Below are 22,559 nucleotides of genomic sequence, written 5' to 3'. Positions count from 1 at the left end.
GTGTGGCCAGGGTCGCGGGACCGCCACTGCGCGGCCCCATGCCTGCGTCGGTGCAGCGACGGGAAGTGGGCTCACCTGCCGCGCGCATGGCCATCGGCTGCAGCGATCAGGTGGTAAGGCGCATGCGGATCACGAGCAGCTCTCCCGTTCCAGCACCCGCAGCAGGAAGCACAGCACCTTCCCGCCCTGGCCTTGCGCGAACATCTCGGCCGCGGTCATGCCGTCGAACGAGGCGATCGCATCGCCGCGGAACCATGCCTGCGCGGCATCCTCGTCCTTCACCAGCGTCCTGGCGATCGCCAGCACGGTGGCCTGCAGGGACATGTCGGTGTCGATCGTCATGGCCGCTGCAGGCGCCCGGGCGGGACGGTCACGACGAAACAGGCGCCGGTCGCCGTGGGACGGGCATCGAGATGGATGCTCCATCCATGCGCCTGGCATATCTCCTTGCAGATCGCCAGGCCGAGCCCGGCGCCCTCGCTCTCCCTTGGCGCCCCGCGCCAGAAGCGCTCGAACAGGCGCGGGCGGTCGTCCGCGGCAACGCCCGGGCCTTCGTCCTCGACGCTGAAGCCGTCCACGCGCAGGCGGACCCGGACCTCGCCGCCCTGCGGGCTGTGGTGGATGGCGTTTTCGAGCAGGTTCTTGGCCAGGACGAAGATCGCGGCGGCGTCCGCTTCCACCGCCGCCGCCGCGTTTCCCTCGAATCCCACGACCAGGCGAACCGACTTCTGGCCGGCCAGCCTCTCCAGGTAGTGGGCCGCGTCGGTCACGACGTCGGCCAGGTCCACGCTGGCGAACTGGTAGTTGTGTCCCTCGCTGACTTCGGCCAGTTGCAGGAGCTGGTGGACCTGGCGCGCCATCAGCGCGGTGTCGCGCAGCAGTACCGCCTTGTCCGCGGCCCCGCCCAGCTCGATCTCCGCCTGCAGCAGCGCCAGCGGGGTCTTGAGTTCGTGGGCGGCGGAGGCCAGGAACTCCTGCTGTACCCGGTACCCGTTCTCGAGCCGGGCCAGCGCGGCATTGAACGCCTGGATCAACGGGACGAGCTCGGCCGGCAGGCCGTCCGTCCCGAGCCGCGTTCCGAGGTTGCGCGGCCCGATCTGCGCGGCGACGGCCGAGATGCGGTAGAGCGGGCGCACCATGCGCCGTACGGTCAGGAACACGACGAGCACGAAGGTGATCAGCGCCAGCAATCCGGTGACCAGGCCGGCCCGGAGGTACAGCTTGCCGGCGTAGTCCTTGAGGGTGGTCACGAGCCGGTCGCTGCGCGCGACGCGCACCGTGTAGCGACGCCCGTCATGCAGCAGCTGCTCCTCGCTGGCCTGCAGCCGCAGGACCGTGCCGCCACTGCGGACCTGGATGAGCTGGCCGTCCCCCGGCATCGCCGCCAACGCCTGCAGCGCCGGACCGGCGATGCTCTGCGCGACGATGCGCCCGTGCTCGTCCCTGACCTGGAACGCCGCGTCCTTGGGCATGGCGTCGTAGGTATTGGCCAGGTAGTCCTTGAGGCGAACCTCGGCGCGGCCGTCCGCATGCATGCGCAGGCCCTCGCCGATGTGCTCGATCTCCTCCCTCAACTCCGCCCGCAGCATGCGCTCGGGCGAAAGCGGCCAGACCTGCAGCGCCATGAGCCCGAGGCCGGTCGCGGTCGCCGCCAGCAGGCCGGTGAATGCCGCGACCATCAGGCGGGCGGTCAGGCTACTGGGCAGCATCGGAGACCTGCAGTGCGAAGCCGCGATTGCGCAGGTTGACGAGGAACAGGCCGGAGTCGATGGCCGCCAGCTTCTTGCGCAGGCGGTGGATGGCGACATCCAGGGCATTGGGCGTGACCGCCTCGGAAATACCCCAGGCGGCCTGTTCCAGGGCTTCGCGGCGCACCGTGCGGCCGGCGGCGCGGACGAGGCAGATGATGATCTGCAGCTCGGCCGTGGACAGGCTGACGCGTTCTTCCCCGCATTCCATGCTGCCCTGCTCTGGGTCGACGCACAGGCCTGCATGGATCAGCCGGGAGTCGCGTATTTCCGGCGGCCTGCGCATGAGCGCGCGCACCCGCGCCGAAAGCTCCTCCAGCGCGAAGGGCTTGGGCAGGTAGTCGTCGGCGCCCGCGTCCAGGCCGTCGACGCGGTCGTGCAGCGCGTCGCGCGAGGTCAGCATCAGGCAGGGCGTCCGGCAGCCGGCGCTGCGAAGGCGCCTGACGAGGTCCAGTCCATCGCCATCGGGAAGCCCGCGGTCGACGACAGCGATCGCGTAGGACTGTGCGGCAATGCCATGCCACGCCGATTCCAGGGTCTGGTAGCGGTCCACGGCGATCCCGGAGGCGGCCAGGCCGCGCTCGACCAGGGCGGCCAGGCGCGCATGGTCCTCCACCAGGGCGATGCGGTTGTGGGGTAGGGGGGCGCTGTTTTTCATGGCGGGTTCCTGGGTGTCGCGACAGCCGTCAAATGCCGGTCGTTCGTGCGGCCCTCGTCTCGCAGCGCAAGGCGCGGACCACCGCCAGGACTGGCTGTCCCGGCAGGGCCTGCAATGCCGCGATGCGAGCCGGGGCAAGCATGGGGCCGGCATTCGATGGTCGTCGCGACACTGGAGCACTATGTCAGGTCAGAAGCCGCGGGTGAGGCCGATGCGCAGCCCCGCGCCGCCGCTGGTGTCCGGCTCGATCAGCGGGCTGTCGGTGATCTCGTCCGGCAGGAACCGGTAGTCCACGGCGCCGACGAGCCTCCACTTCTCGCCCAGGGAGCGCGAGAAGCCGATGCTGACCTGCGGCACCACGGCGGAACCGGGCCGGTAGGCGGCGACTCCGCGCGCGGCCTCCTCCTCCAGGATGCCGTAGTAGTACCGGACGAGGTCGCGCGACATCCATCTCACGCCGATGCCCGGCACGATCGTGGTGCTGCCCCAGCGCATGGCATAGGCGTAGTCGGCACCGAACTCATGGCCGCCGCTGGCGTCGGTGATGTCGGCCAGCGCATGCAGCTTCAGCTGTCCGGCCCGGCCGAACCAGCTCAACGCCAGGCCGGCATCGAGCCCGTCGTCGCGATCCTCGAGCAGTGCCGGATCCAGGCCGTTGCGGATCAGCGCGCTGCGTCCGAGATCGTCGATATCGAAGCCGTCGAAGCGGCCCGCCAGGATGACGTCCAGGCCGAAGCGCTCGCCCCTGACTGCGTGCACGCCGCCGGACAGCCCGTTCCAGAACAGCCGCTCTCCCGAGTAGGTGAGCAGCGGCAGCGGCCTCGTGCGCGTTCCCTCCCCGGCATAGGGGCTGTCGCGCACGGAGACGGCCGCTCCGAGTGTCCAGCGGTTGTCGGCGCTCCTGGCCAGGATGTCGCCGGTGCTGGTGGCGGTTTGTGCGATCGCCAGGGCCGGCGAGAAAAAGAGTGCTGCGGCAACGTGTATGCGCATGGTGAGGCCTGGTCGGGGAAGGGCCTCGCCAGTCTGCTGGCCTTGGACTTACAGGCGACTTACGCCGTACGCTGCCGTTGCCGTGATGCGGGTGGTCCGGATCAGGGACGAAGGAGATGAAGAAGCCAATGGCCATGACTGACGGACGGAGACTGCTGGTCGCGAACGCGTGCCTCATCGCCTCCGTAGCGGTCGGATTGGCGATCGCCTCGAGGTTCCCATCCACCTGGTCCTGGCAGGCGGTGCCGTTCGTGGCGCTATGGGCAGCGGGCTCCGCGAAGATCGTTTCGGTGGTGATGAACCGCCTCACCGGGCATGCGCGGCCGCCCAAGCACGAAGCGTGACGGGCAGCCCTGGTCCACTCGCAGGCATCGGGTATCCCGGCGACGCGGCGATCAACGCGTGAGCACTTCGGATCCGGCATCGGCCGGGAGCAGCAGGCTGTCGACGACGGCCAGCAGCGCGATCAGCGCGATCAGGCCGAAGGCCAGGTGGAAATCTCCGGTCGCGACCATGCCGGGCACGGTGCCGCGGATGGATTCGGCCACCGACAGCGCCAGTGCGCCGACGGCGATGCCCATGCCTGCATTCATCTGCTGCAGTACCGAGAACAAGGTGGTCGCATCGCGCATCTGCGCCTGCGGCACATCGGCGAAGCCGACGGTGTTGAGCGCGGTGAACTGCATCGAACGGGTCATGCCGGTGACGAACAGCAGTGCGCAGATCAGCCAGTAGGGCGTGTCCGCGCTCAGCAGCGCGCAGGCGGCGAAACCGGCCGCGACCAGCAGCCCGTTGCCGACCAGCACGGCACGGAAGCCGAAGCGGTTCATGATCCGCGTCGTGGCCGGCTTCATCGCCAGGTTGCCGGCGAACAGCCACAGCAGCAGCGAGCCTGCGCGTACCGCGCTCCAGCCGAAGCCGATCTGGAACATCAGCGGCAGCAGGAAGGGCGCGGTGCCTATCGCGGTACGGAACAGCGAGCCGCCGACCGCGGTGGCGCGGAAGGTGGCGATCGCCAGCGGCGCCAGCCCGAACAGCGGGTGCGGCGCGCGATGCAGGTGCGCCGCCGCGGCCAGCAGCAGCATCGCGCCGACGATCATCGTTCCGAACGACAGCGCGTGCGGCATGTCCGCGCGGCTGGCCGCCTCGATGCCGGCCATGAACAGCCCGAAGCCGAGGCCGCTGAGCAGGAAGCCGGGCAGGTCGAAGGACGCGCGCTGCGGCGGGCCGTCGCGCAGCAGCGCCAGGGCCGCGACCAGCGCGAGTGCGCCCAACGGCAGGTTGAGCAGGAATATCCAGTGCCAGCTCCAGTGCGTGCTGATCCAGCCGCCCACCAGCGGGCCGAGTATCGGCGCGGTCAGCGCCGGCCAGGTGAGCATGGCGACCGCGCGCACGATGCCCTCCTTGGGGGTGTCGCGCAGCACCACCAGCCGCCCGACCGGGACCATCATCGCCCCGCCGATGCCCTGCAGGGTGCGCGCGGCGGTGAAGCTCCACAGCTCGCCGCTGGCCGCGCACAGCAGCGAGGCGGCGGTGAACACGGCGATCGCCGAGGCGAACACGCGGCGCGCGCCGAAGCGGTCGGCGGCCCAGCCGCTGATCGGGATGAACATCGTCAGCGCCACCAGGTAGGCCGACACGCCGACCGACAGGTGCGCGGGCGCGACGCCGAAATCGCGTGCCATCGCCGGCAGCGAGGTAGTGATGACGGTGGCGTCCAGGTTCTCCATGAAGAACACCGCGGCCACCAGCAGCGCGGTGGCGGTGCGGCGGTCGAAGTGCAGCGCGCCGGTCATGCTTCAGGCTGCCCGGCGCCGTTCGTCCGCAAGTGCGCAGCTGCCGCCGGCGTTCATGCCTCGTCACCGGCGTAGGCGATCCGCCAGATGGTGTCGCCGGCGTCGTCGGTCAACAGCAGCGAGCCGTCGGCCAGGCCCAGGATGTGGGTAGGCCGCCCGTGGACCTGCGGGCCGTCGCCGCGGACGAAGCCGGTCAGGAAGGTCTGCGCCTGGCCGCTCGGCCTGCCGTCCTGGAACGGCACGAACAGCACCTGGTAGCCGGAGAACGTGCTGCGGTTCCAGGAGCCGTGCAGGGCCACGAAGGCGCCGCCGCGGTAGGCCTCGGGGAACTTGCTGCCGCGGTAGAAGTGCAGGCTCATCGCCGAGGTGTGCGCGCCCACCGCGAAGTCCGGCACGAGGGTGCGCGCGACCAGGTCCGGGCGCGGTGGCACCCGGCTATCGACGTTGGGCCCGAAGTAGGCATACGGCCAGCCGTAGAAGCCGCCGTCCTGGACCCGGGTGATGTAGTCGGGCACCAGTTCGTCGCCGATCAGGTCGCGCTCGTTGACCGAGGTCCACAGCGCGCCGGTCGCCGGCTCGAAGTCGATGCCGTTGGGGTTGCGCAGGCCGGAGGCGAAGATGCGCTCGTTGCCGCCGTCCGGGTCGATCTCCAGGATCGCGGCGCGGCGGCGTTCCACGTCCAGGCCGTACTCGCCGTTGTTGCTGGCCGAGCCGACGGTCACGTACAGCTTCCTGCCATCGGGACGGGCGACCACGTTGCGGGTCCAGTGGTTGTTGTAGCCGCCGGCCGGCAGGTCGAGGATCTTCTCGCCCTCGTCCTGCCGCAGCCGGGTCTCGCCATCGGCGTAGGGGAAGCGCCAGACGCCGTCGGTGGTGGCGACGTACAGCCGGTCGCCGAGCTGCTGCATGCCGAACGGCTGGTTCAGGCCGACGGCGAACACCTTGCGCACTTCGGGAACGCCGTCGCCGTCGGCATCGCGCAGCAGGGTGATGCGGTTGGCGCTGGGACCGTGCGAGCGGGCGGCGTTGAGCACCTCGCGCTGGCCGCGGCGCGGATTGGAGCGCGCCTCGGCCACCAGTACGTCGCCGTTGTCGAGCACGTGCATCCAGCGCGGGTAGTCCAGCCCCTCGGCATAGCGGGTGACGCGGAAGCCCTCCGGCGCCAGCGGCGCACGGTCCGCCGGCCAGCCGACCACCTGCGCGCGCACCTCGGTGTCGGCGTTGTCCGCCGGTGCCGGCAGCCGCGCGGCCACCTCCGGTCCGGGGCCGACGCCGCTGCCGGGCGGGGTGGCGGTGTCGGCGTGGGCGAGCGGGGCCGCCAGGCACAGTGCGCAGAGGCCGGCGAGCACGGGCGAGCGAGTGGACATGGGCATGGGACCTCCTGTTCGGTTGTGTCTGCTTCGGGAGCGGTCAGCGGCCGGGCGCGGGGGTGCTCACGGGATGACCTTGCGGGTGCGGAACTCGTCGAACAGGCGCAGGAACATCTGCGTGCTGTCGACCACATCGTGGAAACCTGCCTGGCGGATCCTGGTGGTGCTGGATATCACGTCCCAGTCGCAACGGAAGATGAAGTCGCCGAAGCCCCAGGCGGCGATCTGGTCGTACGGCACCGGCTGCAGGCCGTGCCGCTGCACCAGCGACTGCCACAGCGGCGCCTTGTCGGCCATGAACTGCGCCAGCGGGATCGTCTGCGGCTCGCCGACCTCCATGTCGAACCAGCGCGCGATCGCATGCCAGGCCTGGTACCAGCGGAACACGTCGCCGTTGGTCAGGTTGTAGGCCTCGCCGCCGCGGCCCTCGGTGGCGGCCCAGACCGACCCGCGCGCGAGCTGCGCCGCGTCGGTCACCTGGGCGAGCTTGCCGTAGCACGTGGCGGTGCCGGGGAAGCGCAGCGGCAGGCCCAGCGCCTTGCTGATGCTGGCGTAGACCGCGATCACCATCGCCAGGTTCATCGGGTTGCCGATGGCGAAGCCGCAGACCACGTCCGGGCGCAGCACCACCGCGTCCCACGGCCGGCCCGCGGCCGTGCCGAGCAGCCAGTCCTGCATGTCGTAGTAGAAGTTCGGCGGCATGTGCCGCGGGTCGTCCTCGCGCGCCGGGGTCGCGAACGCGCCCAGGTGCGCGCCGTAGTACTTGGCCCCTTCGTACAGCACCACGCGCCGCAGCGACGGCGACGGCGACACTGCCTCCACCAGGTTGCGCAGCATGCCGAGGTTGGCGTCGACCAGCGCATGCGGATCGTCGTGTTCCTGGTAGGCGGCGTGGAAGACGTGGGTGACGCCCTCCAGGCCGCCGAGCCTGGCGCGGGCGTCGGCCGGGTCGAGCAGGTCCACCTGCAGGTGGACCCCGGGCGTGCCGTCCGGTGCGGCGCGCCGCGACAGTCCCAGCACCTCCCAGTCCGGCTGCTGCGCCAGGTACTCGACCAGGTTGCGGCCGATCACGCCCAGGCCGCCGGCCACCAGGGCCTTCTTCTTTTCGTTCGTGCTCATGAGGGTTGGCTACTCGGTTCTCGTCTTTGCAGAGGTCGCAAGCACTGCGACCGTTCACCGGTTGCGGGAGTGGGCTGCAGGCGCGGAAGGCCGCGCCGTCGCCATTGCCTCCATCCGGGGAGGCGTGGCCGCCGCACGGGACGGCGGCCGGGCGCGTCAGTCGAGCACGCCGTGGGCGAGGAAGCGGTTCTGGCCGTTGACGATCGGCGCGGCCAGCGTATCCGGCAGCACCTCGTCCAGCGCCAGCGAGTACGGCTGGGCCAGGTGCGCCTCGTGCTGTTCGGCGCTGTCCCAGCGTTCGATCAGCACGTAGGTCTGCGGCGTCTTGGTGTCGCGGTAGATCTCGAACACCGCGTTGCCCGGTGCCGCGCGCGCATGCGGGAACACGTCGCGCCAGGCCTGCAGGAAGGTCTCCTCGGCCTCGGGCTTGACCTTCAGCACCACCAGCACGTTGCGCGAGGTCGCCGGATCGGCGGGGGCGCGGCGGCTGGCGGCGCCGGAAGGCTGCACTTCGACCAGCTCGTGCGTTTCCGACGCGTCCGCGCCGGTGGACCGCACCGCCTCGATCACCGCCTTCAGGTTCGGCTGCTGCATGTGCGTGTCGATCGCGGCCTGGTCCTTCCAGCGCTCGAACAGCAGCAGCGTCGGCGAACCGTCCTCGGGGCGGAACACCTCGAAGGACACGTTCCCCGGTTCCTGGCGCGAGGAACGCACGTTCTCCCCCAGCACCGCGACGAAGGTCTCGTAGGTGTCCGGGCGCAGCGAGATGGTGCCGAACAGCGCGATGTCCTGTGCCTCGGCGACATCGCCCGGCGCCGCCGCGGACTCGGTCGCGGCAGGCGGCGGGGCGGCGGCGCTGCCCTGCTCGGGGCCGGAGCAGGCGGCCAGCAGGGCGAACGAGGTCGCGGCGGCCAGGGCGGGGAGGTGTGGCAGTCTGGACATGGGCAATCTCCTGGGTGGGAACGGGGAAGGCGCGGCGCGGCTAGCGCCGGTCAGGCGAGTCCGCTAGCGGCCCGCGGGGGCGTGCCGGAAGCGGCCGGCGCTGGATACGCGCACAGGCGACCACATGGGAAATGCCGGGCGTCCGGCGCGTGCCGGACGCGGCCGGCGGCGATCTGCGTGGCGTGTCGATCCGGGATTCCATGCGGTACATCTCCTGGGTCTTGGGTGGTGTCGGTGTGGCGCCCTAGCTCGCGTTCGCCGGCACGGACAGGTCGCCGCCGCGGCGCTCGCCGCGGCCGAGCCACAGGGCCACCGCCAGCGCCGCGGTCGACAGCAGCGCCGCGGCCCAGTTCGGCGATGCCAGCCCGAAGCCGTGCGCGATCACGAAGCCGCCGAAGGCCGCGCCGATGGCGTTGCCGAGATTGAACATGCCGATGTTGACCGACGAGGCCAGGTTCGGCGCGCCCGCGGCGGCGGCCTTTTCCATCACCAGCTTCTGGATCGGCGAGACGGTGGCGAAGCCGAAGGCCGCCATCAGGAACACGCAGATCGCCGAGGCCACCCGGCTCTCGGCCAGGAAGTAGAAGGCCAGCAACACCAGCGCCTGGCCGGCCAGCGTGGCGTAGAGCACCGGCATCAGCGCGCGGTCGGCGAGCTTGCCGCCGGCGAGGTTGCCGAGGAACAGGCCCAGCCCGAACAGGAACAGGATGCCGCTCACGCCGTTCTCGCCGAAGCCGGCGACCTCGCGCATCATCGGCGCGATGTAGGTGATCGAGGTGAAGAATGCGGCGGGCCCGAGCACGGTGATCGCCATCGACATCAGCACCCGCCGGTCGGCGAAGGCCGCCAGCTCGCGTGCCAGGCGCGGCGGATTGCGGCGCTGGCCGTCGCCCGGTACCCAGACCAGGATCGCCAGCGCGGTCGCCACGCCGATCGCGGCGATCGCGTAGAAGGTGGCGCGCCAGGACACCGCCTGGCCGAGCCAGGTGCCGGCGGGGATGCCGACCAGGTTGGCCAGGGTCATGCCGGTGAACATCAGCGCGATGGCGGTGGCGCGCCGTTCCGGCGCCACCAGGGCGCTGGCGATGATCGCGCCGATGCCGACGAAGGCGCCGTGGGTCATCGAGGTGATCACCCGCCCGACCAGCGCCCAGCCGAACCCCGGCGCCGCGGCGGTGACCAGGTTGCCGAGCACGAACAGGCCCATCACCAGCACCAGCAGCACCTTGCGCGGCAGCCGGTTGCCGAGGATGACCACGGCCGGGGCGCCGAAGAACACGCCCAGCGCGTAGCTGGTGGCGAGGTTGCCGGCCAGCGACACCGAGATGCCGAACTCGTCGGCCACCAGCGGCAGCAGCCCGGCGACCACGAACTCGGTGACGCCGATGCTGAAGGTGCCCAGCGCCAGCGCCCAGATCGCCGGCGGCATGCGTGCGCCGCGGGCGGGCGTGCCGTCGGCGTGCGCCTTGTCGCTGGCGGCCGCGTGCAGGGATGCGTCACTCATGCGATCGCGCCGCCGCCGTCGACCAGCACGGTCGAGCCCGTGGCATAGGGCGTGGCGGCCAGGAACAGCACCGCGTTGGCGATGTCCTGCGGCTGCCCCATCACCCGCGCCGGCAGCGTGGCCGCGGCCTTGTCGTACATGGCCTGGCGCGCGGCTTCGTCCATCCCGCCCCACAGCGGGGTGGCGATCATGCCCGGCGAGACGGTGTTGACGCGGACCTTCTGCGGCGCCAGTTCCAGCGCCAGGCCGCGGCCCAGCGACTCCAGCGCGGCGTTGATCGCACCCTGCAGCACCCAGTTGCCCGGGCGCACGCTGAGGAAGCCGGAGATGAAGGTCAGCGTCCCGCGCTCGGCGATGCCGGCCGCACGCGCCACCCGGTAGGCACCCCAGAACTTGCTCTGCATGGCCTTGTACGCATCCTCCAGCGGAAGCTGGCGCACCGGTCCGCCCGGCGTCTGCGCGGCGCTGACGACGACGTGGTCGAAGCTGCCGGCGCCGGCGAAGAACGCTTCCACCGCCGCGTCGTCGCTGGTGTCCAGCACCGCCGTGCGCACGTCGTGGCCGATGCGGCCGGCGGCGGCGTCCAGCTTGGCCTGGCTGCGCGAGGCGATGGTGACCTGCGCGCCGGCCCCGGCGAACGCCGTGGCGACGGCCTCGCCGATGCCCGAGCTGCCGCCGACGGCCAGGACGCGTTGTCCGGAAAAGGAACTAGACATGTGGGGGGTACTCCGGTTTCGTGTTGAACAAAAAACTGCGGGGAAAATCGGTCCGGCGCGGCCCGCAGGCGCGCCATCGCGGCGTCGCGGTGCCGAACGCCTGGATCAGGATGGCGTCTGCGCGGTCAGCCCGCCGTTGATGTCGAAGGTGATGCCGGTCGTCGCCTCGGTCATGGGGCCGGCCAGCATCACGATGCCTTCGGCCACCAGGTCCACGTCCAGCATCTGCAGGGGCAGGACGAAGTTCCTTCCCAGGCGTTCGGTCAGGCTGCGCCGCGATGCCTCGTTGCGCGGCAGCCGGTTCTGGAAGTACGGCAGCCCGGTCTCCACCATGCTCGGGGCCAGCGCGTTGACGCGGATGTTGTCCGGGCCGAGCGCGACCGCCAGGTTCTTCACCACGCCGGTGGCGGCGAACTTGGAGGTGCCATAGGCCGGCAGCGCCTCGCCGATGCGCGCGGCCTGCGAACTCAGCACCACCACCCGTCCGCCGCCGGCCGAACGCTTCAGCGGTTCCCAGGCGGCGTGCACGGTGTTCAGCACGCCGACGCCGTTGACGTCGATCACGTGCCGGGTGCGCTCGGGATCGTAGTGGGCGAAGTCGTCGTCCTGGACGCCGACGCCGGCGATCGCCGCGACGATGTCGATGCCGCCGAAGCGGCGCAGCGTCTCGTCCACGGCCGCGCGCAGCTGCGCGATGTCGCGGACGTCGGCCAGCAGCGGGATCGCCTCGCCTCCCGCCGCCACCACCGCGGCGGCGCTTGCCTCCAGTTCCTCGCGCGACGCCAGCGGATAGCCGATCTCGGACAGCATCGCGTCGGCGTCGCCGATGTCGACCAGGGCGACGCGGGCACCGGCGCGGGACAGCGCCAGCGCGCTCGCGCGGCCGATGCCGCGAGCGGCGCCGGTGACGAACGCGACCCTGCCCGCCAGCGGCAGCCGCTCCGGCGCCGGTCGCGACGGCGCCTGCGCGGCGGCGGCACCCGTGCCCAGGGCGGCGATCCCCGCGGCCGCGGCAAGGCCGCCGATCATCAGCGAACGTCTTTGTTCATTGCCGGGTTCATTGCCGGTGGTCATCGTGAGTCTCCGCAGGAATGTACGATCCGCCCGCTGCCAGTGCCGGCGGCGGACGCCATGGCGACACGGGACGGCGGCCGCCGTGTTCGGCGAGGTGATGGCTTCATGCCGGCCGCTCCTGCGTGGTCGCCGGTGACGGCGGCGGCGATCGTCCGTCCCGCTCCGCTTGCTCGAGCCGGCGCTGCCAGCGCCCCAGGCCGCCGCCTACGCCCGCCCAGGCCAGCGCGATCGCGGCGCCGATGAACATCGCCAGCGCCGGATGTTCGCCGATCAGGTCCAGGCCGCGCTTGACCCAGCCGCTGACGGCGTCGCCGCCGCGGTAGACCACCGTGTCGATGAAGTTCTTGGCCTTGTACTTCTGCTCGGCCGGCATGACCGTGTAGAGCATCTCGCGGCCGGGCCGCACCAGCGCGTACTCGCCCACGCGGCGCACCACCATGACCACCACGAACACCGCGAACACCGGCGCCAACGCCAGCCACAGGAAGCCGGCGGCGATCGCCAGCGCCGGTACCGTCAGCAGCACGCCCACGCCCAGCTTCTTGGCGATGCGCCCGGTCAGGAAGAACTGGGTCAGCAGCGACAGCGTCTGCACCACGGTGTCGATCAGGCCGAACACCTGGGTCTGGCGGGTACGGTCGGGGAAGTGCTCTGCCACCATCCGCGCCTGCTCGAAGTAGAGGAAGGTGGTGACGCTGGCCAGCAGCACCACGAACGCGGCGATGCCCAGCAGGTAGGGCGAGCGGAACACCGCGGTGGCGCCGGCGAACGGGTTGCCGCCCAGCGGCCGGCGCCGCTGCTGTTCGCTGCTGTCGGCGATGCTGCCGGCCGGCAGCGGATTGCGGTCGCGCCAGGCATGCAGCCAGACCGCGGCGCCGGCGCTGATCGCCAGCAGCGCCGCCGACAGCACCAGCAGTCCCGCGTGTCCCAGCGGTGCCACCAGCACGGTGCCGAGGATCGGCCCGGCCAGCCCGCCCAGGCTGGCGCCGCCGGCGATCAGCGCGAACAGGCGCTTGGCCTCGGTGGTGGCGAACACGTCGGCCAGTACGCTCCAGGCCAGCGAGATCGCCAGCATGTTGAACACCGACAGCCAGATGTAGAACGCACGCGCGGCCCACACGCTGTCCGGCGACCATGCCAGCCCGGCGGCGAAGCCGAGCAGGTTCACCACGAAGAACGCGTAGGTCCACGGCACGATCCGCCGCCGCGAGACCCTGGAGGCCAGCCAGCCGAACAGCGGCAACGCCACCAGGGTGGCGACGAAGGTGCCGGTGAACAGCCACTGCAGGTTCTCCACGCCGCCGGCCACGCCCATGGTCTCGCGCACCGGCCGCAGCATGAAGTAGCCGGCGAACAGCAGGAAGAACATCACCAGCCCGGCCGCCACCGCCGGCGCCTCGCCCGGCGCCACGTCGAACAGGCGCGAGACCAGGCGCACGAAGGCGTTGCCGTTCGATGGCCGCGTGTTCATCGCGGCGGCCTCAGGCGAACAGTGCGATCAGGGACTGGCGCTGCTGCTCGCTCAGGTCCGGGCCGTGGCCGGCCAGCAGCTGGTCGCTCTGGCGGTCGGGGCGGCCGGTGGCCGGGATCACCGCCGTCACCGCCGGATGGCTCAGCGCGAACTTGAGGAACGCCTGCGACCAGGAGGTGATGCCGGCCTCCGCCGCCCACGCCGGCAGCGCCTTGCCCTGCACCTGCGAGAACAGCTTGCCGTCCTCGAAGGCGCGGTTGATCAGCACCGCCACCCCCAGTTCCTGCGCGACCGGGAACACCGTCCGCTCGGCGTTGCGCGAGACCACCGAGTAGTTGACCTGCAGGAAGTCCGGCTTGACCGCACGCACCACCTCGGCCAGTTCGTCGTGGCCGCCGTCCACGAAATGGGTCAGGCCGGTGTAGCGGGTCTTGCCCTGCGCCTTCAGTTCCTCGATCAGCGCGAACTGGGTGCGCCAGTCCTGCAGGCTGTGCACCTGCAGCAGTTCCACCTTGTCGGTCCTGAGCAGCTGCAGCGAGCGCTGGAACTGCGCCAGCCCGGCCTCGCGCCCGGTGGCGCCGATCTTGGTGGCCAGGAACGTGCGCGGCCGCAGCTGCAGTTCCGCGACCAGGTCGCCGATCACGCCTTCGGCGCTGCCGTAGCCGGGCGCGGTGTCGATCACCGTGGCGCCGCCGGCGAAGAAGCGCCGCAGCACCTCCTTCAGCGGATCGCGCTCGGCGGCGCCGGCGCCGACCTCGAAGCTGCCCGAACTGCCCATGCCGATCACCGGCAGGCGCTGGCCGCTGGAGGGGATCGGCCGGGTCTGCAGGGCGTTGGAGCCCGCCGGGGCGGCCGCCAGCGACAGCGACGGACGGGCGAAGGCGAGGCTTGCGGAAGCCAGTGCAAGGCCGGAGAGGAAGCGACGTCGGGATGGCATGGGCGCACTCCTTGGGGGTCGGGTAGGCTTTCGAAGCAGTCTATATTGGCTATTGGCGTCAATAATTGCCGCTTGCGTTAATGATCTCTTGTCCTCATGGGTAACAATGATGGCGATCGATGACCTTGCTTCGTTGCGATTGTTCGTAAGCGTCGTGGACGCCGGTTCGCTGTCCGCGGCGGCGCGCGCGACCGGGATCACCCTGCCGGCGGCCAGCCGCAGGCTCCGCCACCTCGAGGCCTGCCTGGGGGTGCGATTGCTGCGGCGGACCACGCGGCGGCAGTCGCTGACGGAGGAGGGCGAACTGCTCTACCGGCGCGCGCTGCAGGTCCTGGCCGACCTGGAGCAGGTCGAGCAGCAGCTGTCGCGGCAGAGCGCCACCGTGTCGGGCAACCTGCGGGTGACCGCGCCGCTCGCGCTGGGACGGCGGCGGATCGCCCCCCTGCTGGCGGACTTCAGCGCCCTGCATCCCGGCCTGCACACCCAGCTCGACCTCACCGACGCGCTGCTCGACCTGGTGGAGTCGGGCACCGACGTGGCCATCCGCTTCGGCGGGCTGGACGATTCGTCGTACATCTCGCGGCCGCTGGCGCCCAACCATCGCGTGCTGTGCGCGTCCCCGGCCTACCTGCAGCGCCACGGCGTGCCTGCCCATCCGACCGATCTGCTCGCCCACCGCTGCCTGCACATCGGGCTGCAGGCCCAGGCCGACTGGCGCTTCGAGGGCGAGAACCCGGTGACGCTGCGGATCGTCGCGCGGCTGGCGGCCAACGACGGCGAGGTCGTGCATCGCTGGGCGCTGGATGGACACGGCATCGCGCGCAAGTCGATCTGGGACGTGGCCGAGGACCTGGAGGCGGGACGGCTGGTGCAGGTACTGGCCGACTACCCGATCCCGGCCGCGCCGCTGCACGCGGTCTATCCGCACAGCCGCCACCTGGCCCCGCGCGTGCGCACGTTCCTCGACTACCTGGCCGCGCACCTGGTCACGCCGGGGTGATGCGCGTGTCGCCAACGGCGGCGGCATGCGGCATCGCGATGGAATCGCCGCCGTTGGCGAAGATGCCGGGAAACCTGCGGCACACGCGTCCGCCGGAACGCCCGCGACGCCGGATCTGCCGGCATCGCTCATGCCGCTGCGTCCGTTAGCCGGCGCAAAGCGGATGAACTGTTAAGGCGCAGCGCTGCCGACTGCGCCGCCCGCAACGCCTGTTTTGACGGTGGGTTCATCGCTTTGCTGCGAACAATGGAGCATTCAGACGAGGGCATTCCATGTTCGTCCAGACATTCCTTTTGCAGCCACCCTGCCTGCGCGCCGATGCTCAGGCGGTGCGGCTTCCGACCTTGCCGGCAGGCGTTCCGTCGCCCGGTGGCCACGCGCCGACGGGAGCCGGGCGCGCATGAGCGGAAGATCGCTGATCGTCAACGTGGATTCGGAGATCGCCTACTGGCGCGAACGCAGTGCCGAGCTGGCGGGCCACTCCTTCGGCGACTACGTGCCCATCATCAAGGCCTCCTGCGATGCGCTGCTGGCCTATCCGGACCTCGATGGCGAGATCCGGCTGAGCCTGTTCAAGCCGCGTTTCGAAACCATGCAGCCGCTGCCGCGGGTGCCCTGGGAACGCGCCGCATGGCTCGCCCGCAACGTATGGACCCATATCGAGGCAGGCCAGGAGCGGTCGCGCCAGGGCTGATCGCCGGCCCGGCCGGCGGCCCCGCAAGGGATGGCTTTGCGTCTTTCTTACGTATTTGGCTCTAGACTGCGCCAGCCCATCTGCCGCAGCCAGGAGAGTGTGTGTTTGCAAGCAATAACGGTCAGGTCCGGACGCTAGAGCCGCGGCGCACTCCTCGATGCGCCCGTCGCACGCAACCTTCGCCCGGTCCGGCCCGCTTCGGGGGCAAATCCGTTCTCCAGGCTCGACAGGCCAGGCGCGCATGACGACAGCGACCCCCACCGCACCGCAGGTCCTCGATGCCGGCCTGGCGGTGCTGCCGGCCGAGGCCGTGCTGGCGATGCCCGAGCAGACGCTCAACCGCGGACGGCTGCAGCAGCGGCGGCAGCGTACCGAGCCGGCCGGCATGTTGCTGCGCCGGCTGTACCTGTTCGGCGGCACGCTGGCGATGACCGCCACCGCCGCCTGGCTGATGTGGAACGTGCTGCAGGCCGGCGGCACCAGCGTGCTGGAAGCGTGCCTGCTGGTGCTGTTCGTGATGCTGTTCGGCTGGATCGCGCTCTCGTTCCTGAGCTCGCTGGCCGGCTTCCTGACCGTGCTGTTCGGCGCCGGGCGCAAGCTCGGCATCGATCCGGCGGCGCCGTTGCCGGTGCTGCACAGCAGGACCGCGCTGCTGATGCCCACCTACAACGAGGACCCGCGGCGGATGATGGCCGGCCTGCAGGCGATCTACGAGTCGGTGGAGGCGACCGGGCAACTGGATCGCTTCGATTTCTTCGTGCTCAGCGACACCACCCGGGCCGACATCGGCCAGGCCGAGGAGCGCGTCTACGCACAGCTGTGCGAGCGCACCGGCGGGCAGGGGCGCATCTTCTACCGCCGCCGTGCCGACAACGGCGGCCGCAAGGCCGGCAACATCGCCGACTGGGTGCGGCGTTTCGGCGGCGGCTACCCGCAGATGCTGATCCTGGACGCCGACAGCCTGATGACCGGCGACACCATCGTGCGCCTGGTCGCCGGCATGGAGGAGAACCCCGACGTCGGCCTGATCCAGACCCTGCCCGCCGTGGTCGGCGGCAACACCCTGTTCGCGCGCATGCAGCAGTTCGGCGGCCGCGTGTACGGCCCGGTGATCGGCTACGGCGTGGCCTGGTGGCAGGGCTCGGAGAGCAACTACTGGGGCCACAACGCGGTGATCCGCACCCGCGCCTTCGCCGAGCAGGCCGGCCTGCCGCCGCTGCCCGGGCGCAAGCCGTTCGGCGGCCACGTGCTCAGCCACGATTTCGTCGAGGCCGCGCTGATGCGGCGCGGCGGCTGGGCGATCCACATGGTGCCGTACCTGCAGGGCAGCTACGAGGAAGGCCCGCCCACGCTCACCGACCTGCTGGTGCGCGACCGCCGCTGGTGCCAGGGCAACCTGCAGCACGCCAAGGTGCTCGGCAGCCGCGGCCTGCACTGGATCAGCCGCGTGCACATGCTGGTCGGCATCGCCCATTACTTCACCTCGCCGATGTGGGCGATGATGATGCTGATCGGCATCGCCATCCCGCTGCAGCAGAACGCCCCCGACTTGGCGGAACTGGTGCACCTGCCGTTCTCGCCGGCGCACTACTGGCACCGGCAGGACGAGACGCGGGTGCTGTGGCTGTTCGTCGCCAGCATGGCGGTGCTGCTGGCGCCGAAGCTGCTGGGCTACCTGACCATGCTTCTGGACGACGACGAGCGCCGCGGTTGCGGCGGCACGGTGCGCGCCTTCCTGAGCATGCTGCTGGAAACGCTGCTGGCCGCGCTGATGGCGCCGGTGGTGATGTACGTGCAGTCGCGCGGCGTGGCCGAGGTGCTGGCCGGGCGCGATTCGGGCTGGGATGCGCAGCAGCGCGACGACGGCCGGGTTTCCTGGATCGCGCTGCTGAAGAGCTACGGCGGCCTGAGCCTGTTCGGGGCGATGATCGGCGCGATCGCGCTGGCGGTGTCGCCGCCGCTGGCGGCCTGGATGTCGCCGGTGGTGCTGGGCATGGTCCTGGCCGTGCCGGTGGTGGCGCTGACCTCCTCGCGCGCGCCGGGGCAGTGGCTGCAGCGGCATCGCTTCCTGAGCATTCCCGAGGAGACGCGGCCGCCCGCGGTGCTGGTGCGTGCGGCGCAGCTGCGCCGCGAGGCGATGGCGCAGGCACTGCCGGCCTCCTGACACGCCACGCCGCGCAGGCATAATGCCCGGCGTCGATGCTTGGGGAGTACCTGGATGCTGGAAACCATTGAACGCGAAACCGGTGCCGCGCCGCGGTGGTCGGTGCTGTGGCTGCACGGACTGGGTGCCGACGGCCATGATTTCGCGCCGCTGGTGCCGGAACTGGTGCGCCCGCAGTGGCCCGCGCTGCGCTTCGTGTTCCCGCATGCGCCGGTGCGCCCGATCACCATCAACAACGGCATGCGCATGCGCGGCTGGTACGACATCGCCGGGCTGGACTTCGCCTCGCGCGCCGATGTCGACGGCGTGGAGGAATCGATCGTCCACGTGCAGCAGCTGCTGCAGCGCGAGCACGAGCGCGGCATCGCCGCCGACCACGTGCTGCTGGCCGGATTCTCGCAGGGCGGGGCGATCGCCCTGGCCGCCGGCCTGCGCCAGCCGCAGCCGCTGGCCGGCCTGATCGCGCTGTCCACCTACCTGCCCGATGCCGCCCATGCCGGGAACCACCTGCAGCCGCAGGCGCTGTCGCAGCCGGTGTTCATGGCCCATGGCCTGGGCGATCCGGTGGTGCCGCTGGCCTATGCCGAGACCAGCGTCGCGGCGCTGCGCACGCTGGGTTTCGAGGTGCAGTGGCAGCGCTACCCGATGGGCCACCAGGTGTGCGCGGAGGAGATCGACGCCCTTCGCGAATGGATGGATCAGCGCCTGGCCGCCGGCTAGCGACGCGGGCGGCAGGCGCCGTCCGGGTTGCGAGGCCCAGTGTGCGGTCCGCTCCACCCTTCGCGGTACGAGGCGCTGGCTCGCCGCCTTCGCGGGGACGACGCGCCTTGGGTCTCCCCGGCATGGGGCCCGCCGTCATGGCGGGAGGGCATCGGTCCCGTGTGCTCCCATGACAGCAGTGCGCTTGCGCGGGAACGAGGAGAGATTCAGCGCGCAAGCCTCGATCCGGGATGTGGTGGAATCCTGATGCGCCGTGGGCCTTCGTTCCCGGCAGCCGGCGAAACCTTCGCGGGCGCCGGTGCCGGCGCGCGAGGATGGCGGGCGGCCGGAGCGCAGGCTACTATTCCGGCGACATCACACTGCCGCCGAAGCGAGGGGAGCGCCCGTGAGAGTGATGATCGTCGACGACGAGCCGTTGGCGCGCGAGCGCCTGCGCGTGCTGCTGTCGGCGGACCCGGAAGTCGAGATCGTGGCCGAGGCCGGCAACGGCATGGAGGCGCTGCAGGCCTGTGCCGAATGCAATGCCGAGCTGGTGCTGCTGGACATCGCCATGCCGGGCATGGACGGGCTGGAGGCCGCGCGCCACCTTTCCACTTTCCGGGCGCGTCCGGCGGTGGTGTTCTGCACCGCCTACGACGAGTACGCGCTGTCCGCATTCGATGCGGCGGCCATCGACTACCTGATGAAGCCGGTACGCCGCGAGCGGCTGGCCGCGGCGTTGCAGCGCGCACGCACCTTCCTGGCCGGGCGTACCGCCGGCCCCGCCGTGCCTGCCGAGCGTGCGCGCACCCACCTGTGCGCGCGCCTGCGCGGCAGCCTGCGGCTGATCCCGCTGGAGGACGTCCGCTACCTGCAGGCCGAGGAGAAGTACGTGGTGGTGCACCACGCCGGCGGGCAGGACCTGATCGAGGAATCGCTGCGCTCGCTGGAGGAGGAGTTCTCCCAGCGCCTGGTCCGCATCCACCGCAGCTGCCTGGTGGCGCGCGAGGAACTGCGCGAGCTCCGGCGCGACAACGACGGCCGGGTCCACGCGCTGCTTCGCCACGGCGGCGAGCCGCTCGAGGTGAGCCGGCGCTGCGTGAGCACGCTGCGGCAGCAACTGCGCCATCTTCCATAGGAACGACCTCTGTAGGAGCGACTTCAGTCGCGATGAGGCTGTACCGGTAGAGCCCATCGCGACTGAAGTCGCTCCTACGTCGCACCTACGTCGCACCTACGTCGCTCCTGCAGGTTCCGGGGCGGCCTTCGCGGCACGCCAGAAAACGCCGCGTTCCGCGATAATGCTCGGATGGAAACCCTGCGCATCGCCACCCGCAAGAGTCCGCTCGCCCTGTGGCAGAGCGAGCATGTCGCCGACCGCCTGCGCCAGGCCTGGCCCGGTCTGGACGTGGTGCTGGTGCCGATGAGCACGCGCGGCGACGAAGTGCTGGACCGCTCGCTGGCGGCGATCGGCGGCAAGGGGCTGTTCCTCAAGGAACTGGAGCTGGCGATGCTGCGCGGCGATGCCGATTGCGCGGTGCACTCGCTCAAGGACGTGCCGATGGAGCTGGATCCGCCGTTCGCGCTGCCGGCGATCCTGGCCCGCGCCGACCCGGCCGACGCCTTCGTCTCCAACCTCTACGCCTCGCTGCAGGTGCTGCCGATCGGCGCGCGCGTGGGCACCTCGTCGCTGCGGCGCCAGGCGCAGCTGCGCGCGCGGCGCCCGGACCTGGCGCTGCTGGACCTGCGCGGCAACGTCAACACGCGCCTGGCCAAGCTCGACAACGGCGGCTACGACGCCATTGTGCTGGCCTGCGCCGGCCTGCAGCGGCTGGGCCTGGAGCCGCGCATCACCGGGCGCATGAACGCGCCGGACTGGCTGCCGGCACCGGCGCAGGGCGCGATCGCGGTGGAATGCCGCCGCGAGGATGCCGGCGTGCATACGCTGATGGCGGCGCTGGACGATGCGCCCACGCGCTGCTGCGTCGAGGCCGAGCGGGCGATGAACCGCGCCCTGGACGGCAGCTGCCATGTGCCGGTGGCCGCATTCGCGCAACTGCGGGAAGACCGGCTGCAGCTGCAGGGGCTGGTCGGCGGGGTGGCCGACGGCCGCCTGGTGCGCGCGCAGGACGAAGGCCCGGCCGGCGATCCGGAGGCACTGGGGCGAAAGGTCGCCGCGAAGCTGCTGGATACAGGCGCCGGCGAACTGCTTGCGGCCGGGCGCTAGCGCCTGTTCTCCGGGCTGGATGCAGCGCATGCCGACCTGGGGCGGCAGGGCGGGGCTCGCAAGCCCGTGCAGCAGCGGCTGCAGGCGGCTGTACTGTAGGGAGCCGTAGGGGGATGTAGGAGGCTGTAGGAGCGACTTCAGTCGCGATGGAGCTTTACCGGTAGAGCCCGATCGCGACTGAAGTCGCTCCTACAGTCCTTACCTGTGCATTGTGCCGAGGGCACTGGTTGCGGCAGCGCTTCCGCAGGAGGTGGCGTGGATGCCTGATCGCCCGGCGGGCCTCGCGGCCCGGCAGGTTGCCGGGCTGCAGAAGCCGGCGCCTGGCGCCGGCGTCACTTGAAGGTGTAGACCAGGTTGACCGTGGTCAGGGTGTCGGTCCTCTTGCTGCCCTCGCTGACCTGGCTGTTGTGGCGCATCTGCCAGGCCGCCTTGAGCGCGAAGTGGTTGTTCATCGCCACCGACACGCCCAGGTCGTTCTGCGCGAAGGTGTTGTACTCGCCCGATTCCACCAGCAGCGTGTTGAGCAGGTCGGTGTTGCCGGTGATGGCGTACTTGAAGTCGAACAGTCCGCGGCCGATCAGGCCGTTCTCGTCGCGGTCCTCGACGGCGTCGTGGGCACGCCGCACGCCGGGGCCGATCTGCGCGTCCAGGTACATCTTCTCGCCGTCGATCAGGCGGGTGCCGTAGCCCAGGCCGAAGGTGGCGACGCGGTCGTAGGTGGCGAAGTCGTCGCGCTCGTAGCGCAGCGTGGCGGTGAGCTGGCGGTGCTCGCCCAGCTGCAGGGCGCTGCCGGCCGCGCCGGTGTAGCGGTTCGAGGTGGTCTGGCTGTAGCGGTCGATGCTGCCGTCGTCGTTGGTGCGGGTATAGGTGGCGCTGGAGCGCAGGCCGGTCAGGTCGAGGCTGTGGATCCAGTCGCCGTCGGTATAGCGTGCCCTGAGCTTGGCGTTGAGGCTCTCGGTCGTGCTGTTGCCGTGGGCCGAGGCGAAGCCCAGTTCGCCGCCGCTGCCCGACCAGGGCGAGGGCGTGATCGCGGCGGCCGGATCGGTGGGTACTTGCGGTTCCTGTGCCCAGGCGGCGGTGGAACAGAACAGGGAAAGGGCCAACAGGGAAACGCGGCGCGACATGGGCAGGGCTCTCGACAGGAAAATGGGGGTGGAATCGCTTCCATCATAGCCGAAGGGCCTTGCCCGGCCGCTCCCGGGGCCGCCGCGTTTCACTGTCCGTTCGGGGCCCGGGACCTGGGCGCAGGCGCTGTCGGGCGGGTGCCATCGCGGACTGCGGGCCGTGCGGCGGGCGCTGCGGCCGGAGGGCGGCGGCGTTGCGCAGGGCCATCCGAGGTGCCGGCACGCCGGTCCGGGCAGGGGGGCTCTCCTTCTCCTGATTCTCCTGTTCTCCTGGCCGATCGCCGGACCGATGCGGGCTGGTACTGGATGGGGACGCGTGCAGCCGG

21 protein-coding genes are annotated in these 22,559 nt (G+C 71.0%); 7 read left to right on the top strand and 14 right to left on the bottom strand.

All coding sequences use genetic code 11. From position 1 onward, the window contains the following. Positions 1 to 129 precede the first annotated feature (129 nt). The 4 genes from LRX76_RS08020 to LRX76_RS08005 form a co-directional block, all read right to left on the bottom strand. Positions 130 to 342 (bottom strand): hypothetical protein, encoded by a 213-nt coding sequence (locus LRX76_RS08020; protein ID WP_231803847.1) that lies wholly within the window; start codon positions 340 to 342, stop codon positions 130 to 132. Beyond that, on the bottom strand, positions 339 to 1,709 hold the full coding sequence (locus LRX76_RS08015) for an ATP-binding protein (protein WP_231803845.1): 1,371 nt from the start codon (positions 1,707 to 1,709) through the stop codon (positions 339 to 341). The genes LRX76_RS08020 and LRX76_RS08015 overlap by 4 nt, the downstream gene beginning before the upstream one ends. Beyond that, positions 1,696 to 2,406: a response regulator transcription factor gene (locus LRX76_RS08010; RefSeq protein ID WP_231803843.1), complete on the bottom strand. Its 711-nt coding sequence runs from the start codon at positions 2,404 to 2,406 to the stop codon at positions 1,696 to 1,698. The genes LRX76_RS08015 and LRX76_RS08010 overlap by 14 nt, the downstream gene beginning before the upstream one ends. 189 nt (positions 2,407 to 2,595) lie before the next feature. After that, on the bottom strand, positions 2,596 to 3,396 hold the full coding sequence (locus tag LRX76_RS08005; RefSeq protein WP_231803841.1) for a MipA/OmpV family protein: 801 nt from the start codon (positions 3,394 to 3,396) through the stop codon (positions 2,596 to 2,598). Positions 3,397 to 3,512: 116 nt separating this feature from the next. Here LRX76_RS08005 and LRX76_RS08000 point away from each other — a divergent pair, with 116 nt between their 5' ends. After that, positions 3,513 to 3,740 (top strand): hypothetical protein, encoded by a 228-nt coding sequence (locus LRX76_RS08000; protein ID WP_231803839.1) that lies wholly within the window; start codon positions 3,513 to 3,515, stop codon positions 3,738 to 3,740. A gap of 51 nt (positions 3,741 to 3,791) precedes the next feature. Here LRX76_RS08000 and LRX76_RS07995 read toward each other — a convergent pair whose 3' ends face one another. The 9 genes from LRX76_RS07995 to LRX76_RS07955 all read right to left on the bottom strand — a co-directional run bounded on the left by LRX76_RS07995 (position 3,792) and on the right by LRX76_RS07955 (position 14,325). After that, positions 3,792 to 5,192, bottom strand: coding sequence for an MFS transporter (locus LRX76_RS07995; RefSeq protein ID WP_231803837.1), 1,401 nt, complete (start codon positions 5,190 to 5,192; stop codon positions 3,792 to 3,794). A 53-nt stretch (positions 5,193 to 5,245) separates the two neighbouring features. Further along, a complete protein-coding gene (locus tag LRX76_RS07990; protein ID WP_231803835.1) occupies positions 5,246 to 6,559 on the bottom strand; it encodes a sorbosone dehydrogenase family protein in 1,314 nt (437 codons plus the stop codon). Positions 6,560 to 6,625: 66 nt separating this feature from the next. Continuing rightward, positions 6,626 to 7,681: an SDR family oxidoreductase gene (locus tag LRX76_RS07985; protein WP_231803833.1), complete on the bottom strand. Its 1,056-nt coding sequence runs from the start codon at positions 7,679 to 7,681 to the stop codon at positions 6,626 to 6,628. Between the two features lie 156 nt (positions 7,682 to 7,837). Continuing rightward, positions 7,838 to 8,623 carry an antibiotic biosynthesis monooxygenase gene (locus LRX76_RS07980; RefSeq protein WP_231803831.1) on the bottom strand — a complete coding sequence of 262 codons (786 nt, stop codon included), beginning with the start codon at positions 8,621 to 8,623 and terminating at the stop codon, positions 7,838 to 7,840. A 244-nt stretch (positions 8,624 to 8,867) separates the two neighbouring features. Next, the gene (locus tag LRX76_RS07975) at positions 8,868 to 10,127 is read right to left on the bottom strand and encodes an MFS transporter (RefSeq protein WP_231803829.1); all 1,260 of its coding nucleotides are present in this window, start codon (positions 10,125 to 10,127) and stop codon (positions 8,868 to 8,870) included. Beyond that, positions 10,124 to 10,843, bottom strand: coding sequence for an SDR family oxidoreductase (locus LRX76_RS07970; RefSeq protein ID WP_231803827.1), 720 nt, complete (start codon positions 10,841 to 10,843; stop codon positions 10,124 to 10,126). Before LRX76_RS07970 ends, LRX76_RS07975 begins: the two co-directional genes overlap by 4 nt. A 105-nt stretch (positions 10,844 to 10,948) precedes the next feature. Beyond that, on the bottom strand, positions 10,949 to 11,917 hold the full coding sequence (locus LRX76_RS07965) for an SDR family oxidoreductase (RefSeq protein WP_231803825.1): 969 nt from the start codon (positions 11,915 to 11,917) through the stop codon (positions 10,949 to 10,951). A gap of 103 nt (positions 11,918 to 12,020) precedes the next feature. Beyond that, positions 12,021 to 13,388, bottom strand: coding sequence for an MFS transporter (locus LRX76_RS07960; protein ID WP_231803823.1), 1,368 nt, complete (start codon positions 13,386 to 13,388; stop codon positions 12,021 to 12,023). 10 nt (positions 13,389 to 13,398) lie between these two features. Further along, the gene (locus tag LRX76_RS07955) at positions 13,399 to 14,325 is read right to left on the bottom strand and encodes an aldo/keto reductase (protein ID WP_231803821.1); all 927 of its coding nucleotides are present in this window, start codon (positions 14,323 to 14,325) and stop codon (positions 13,399 to 13,401) included. Positions 14,326 to 14,458: 133 nt separating this feature from the next. Between LRX76_RS07955 and LRX76_RS07950 the strand changes: the two genes are divergently transcribed. The 6 genes from LRX76_RS07950 to hemC all read left to right on the top strand — a co-directional run bounded on the left by LRX76_RS07950 (position 14,459) and on the right by hemC (position 21,109). Then, on the top strand, positions 14,459 to 15,325 hold the full coding sequence (locus tag LRX76_RS07950) for a LysR family transcriptional regulator (RefSeq protein ID WP_231803819.1): 867 nt from the start codon (positions 14,459 to 14,461) through the stop codon (positions 15,323 to 15,325). 400 nt (positions 15,326 to 15,725) lie between these two features. Continuing rightward, on the top strand, positions 15,726 to 16,019 hold the full coding sequence (locus LRX76_RS07945; RefSeq protein WP_231803817.1) for a hypothetical protein: 294 nt from the start codon (positions 15,726 to 15,728) through the stop codon (positions 16,017 to 16,019). 241 nt (positions 16,020 to 16,260) lie between these two features. Continuing rightward, complete coding sequence (gene mdoH / locus LRX76_RS07940) at positions 16,261 to 18,183, top strand: glucans biosynthesis glucosyltransferase MdoH (RefSeq protein WP_231803815.1); 1,923 nt, start codon at positions 16,261 to 16,263, stop codon at positions 18,181 to 18,183. Between the two features lie 54 nt (positions 18,184 to 18,237). After that, the gene (locus tag LRX76_RS07935; RefSeq protein ID WP_231803813.1) at positions 18,238 to 18,903 is read left to right on the top strand and encodes a carboxylesterase; all 666 of its coding nucleotides are present in this window, start codon (positions 18,238 to 18,240) and stop codon (positions 18,901 to 18,903) included. Between the two features lie 394 nt (positions 18,904 to 19,297). Next, a complete protein-coding gene (locus LRX76_RS07930) occupies positions 19,298 to 20,020 on the top strand; it encodes a LytTR family DNA-binding domain-containing protein (protein WP_231803949.1) in 723 nt (240 codons plus the stop codon). Between the two features lie 171 nt (positions 20,021 to 20,191). Then, on the top strand, positions 20,192 to 21,109 hold the full coding sequence (hemC, locus tag LRX76_RS07925; RefSeq protein WP_231803811.1) for a hydroxymethylbilane synthase: 918 nt from the start codon (positions 20,192 to 20,194) through the stop codon (positions 21,107 to 21,109). A gap of 332 nt (positions 21,110 to 21,441) precedes the next feature. Here hemC and LRX76_RS07920 read toward each other — a convergent pair whose 3' ends face one another. After that, positions 21,442 to 22,251, bottom strand: a complete 810-nt coding sequence (locus LRX76_RS07920; protein ID WP_231803947.1) for a DUF481 domain-containing protein — start codon at positions 22,249 to 22,251, stop codon at positions 21,442 to 21,444. Positions 22,252 to 22,559 lie beyond the last annotated feature (308 nt).

The sequence above is a fragment of the Stenotrophomonas sp. MMGLT7 genome (assembly GCF_021168555.1).
Classification (GTDB): domain Bacteria; phylum Pseudomonadota; class Gammaproteobacteria; order Xanthomonadales; family Xanthomonadaceae; genus MMGLT7.
This window is presented reverse-complemented; position numbering and strand designations above follow the sequence as displayed.

Excerpts from the sequence above, each read along its gene's own strand:
- LRX76_RS08020 (WP_231803847.1), bottom strand. The coding sequence starts at position 342 with ATGACGATCGACACCGACATGTCCCTGCAGGCCACCGTGCTGGCGATC.
- LRX76_RS08015 (WP_231803845.1), bottom strand. The coding sequence starts at position 1,709 with ATGCTGCCCAGTAGCCTGACCGCCCGCCTGATGGTCGCGGCATTCACC.
- LRX76_RS08010 (WP_231803843.1), bottom strand. The coding sequence starts at position 2,406 with ATGAAAAACAGCGCCCCCCTACCCCACAACCGCATCGCCCTGGTGGAG.
- LRX76_RS08005 (WP_231803841.1), bottom strand. The coding sequence starts at position 3,396 with ATGCGCATACACGTTGCCGCAGCACTCTTTTTCTCGCCGGCCCTGGCG.
- LRX76_RS08000 (WP_231803839.1), top strand. The coding sequence starts at position 3,513 with ATGAAGAAGCCAATGGCCATGACTGACGGACGGAGACTGCTGGTCGCG.
- LRX76_RS07995 (WP_231803837.1), bottom strand. The coding sequence starts at position 5,192 with ATGACCGGCGCGCTGCACTTCGACCGCCGCACCGCCACCGCGCTGCTG.
- LRX76_RS07990 (WP_231803835.1), bottom strand. The coding sequence starts at position 6,559 with ATGTCCACTCGCTCGCCCGTGCTCGCCGGCCTCTGCGCACTGTGCCTG.
- LRX76_RS07985 (WP_231803833.1), bottom strand. The coding sequence starts at position 7,681 with ATGAGCACGAACGAAAAGAAGAAGGCCCTGGTGGCCGGCGGCCTGGGC.
- LRX76_RS07980 (WP_231803831.1), bottom strand. The coding sequence starts at position 8,623 with ATGTCCAGACTGCCACACCTCCCCGCCCTGGCCGCCGCGACCTCGTTC.
- LRX76_RS07975 (WP_231803829.1), bottom strand. The coding sequence starts at position 10,127 with ATGAGTGACGCATCCCTGCACGCGGCCGCCAGCGACAAGGCGCACGCC.
- LRX76_RS07970 (WP_231803827.1), bottom strand. The coding sequence starts at position 10,843 with ATGTCTAGTTCCTTTTCCGGACAACGCGTCCTGGCCGTCGGCGGCAGC.
- LRX76_RS07965 (WP_231803825.1), bottom strand. The coding sequence starts at position 11,917 with ATGACCACCGGCAATGAACCCGGCAATGAACAAAGACGTTCGCTGATG.
- LRX76_RS07960 (WP_231803823.1), bottom strand. The coding sequence starts at position 13,388 with ATGAACACGCGGCCATCGAACGGCAACGCCTTCGTGCGCCTGGTCTCG.
- LRX76_RS07955 (WP_231803821.1), bottom strand. The coding sequence starts at position 14,325 with ATGCCATCCCGACGTCGCTTCCTCTCCGGCCTTGCACTGGCTTCCGCA.
- LRX76_RS07945 (WP_231803817.1), top strand. The coding sequence starts at position 15,726 with ATGAGCGGAAGATCGCTGATCGTCAACGTGGATTCGGAGATCGCCTAC.
- mdoH (WP_231803815.1), top strand. The coding sequence starts at position 16,261 with ATGACGACAGCGACCCCCACCGCACCGCAGGTCCTCGATGCCGGCCTG.
- LRX76_RS07935 (WP_231803813.1), top strand. The coding sequence starts at position 18,238 with ATGCTGGAAACCATTGAACGCGAAACCGGTGCCGCGCCGCGGTGGTCG.
- LRX76_RS07930 (WP_231803949.1), top strand. The coding sequence starts at position 19,298 with ATGATCGTCGACGACGAGCCGTTGGCGCGCGAGCGCCTGCGCGTGCTG.
- hemC (WP_231803811.1), top strand. The coding sequence starts at position 20,192 with ATGGAAACCCTGCGCATCGCCACCCGCAAGAGTCCGCTCGCCCTGTGG.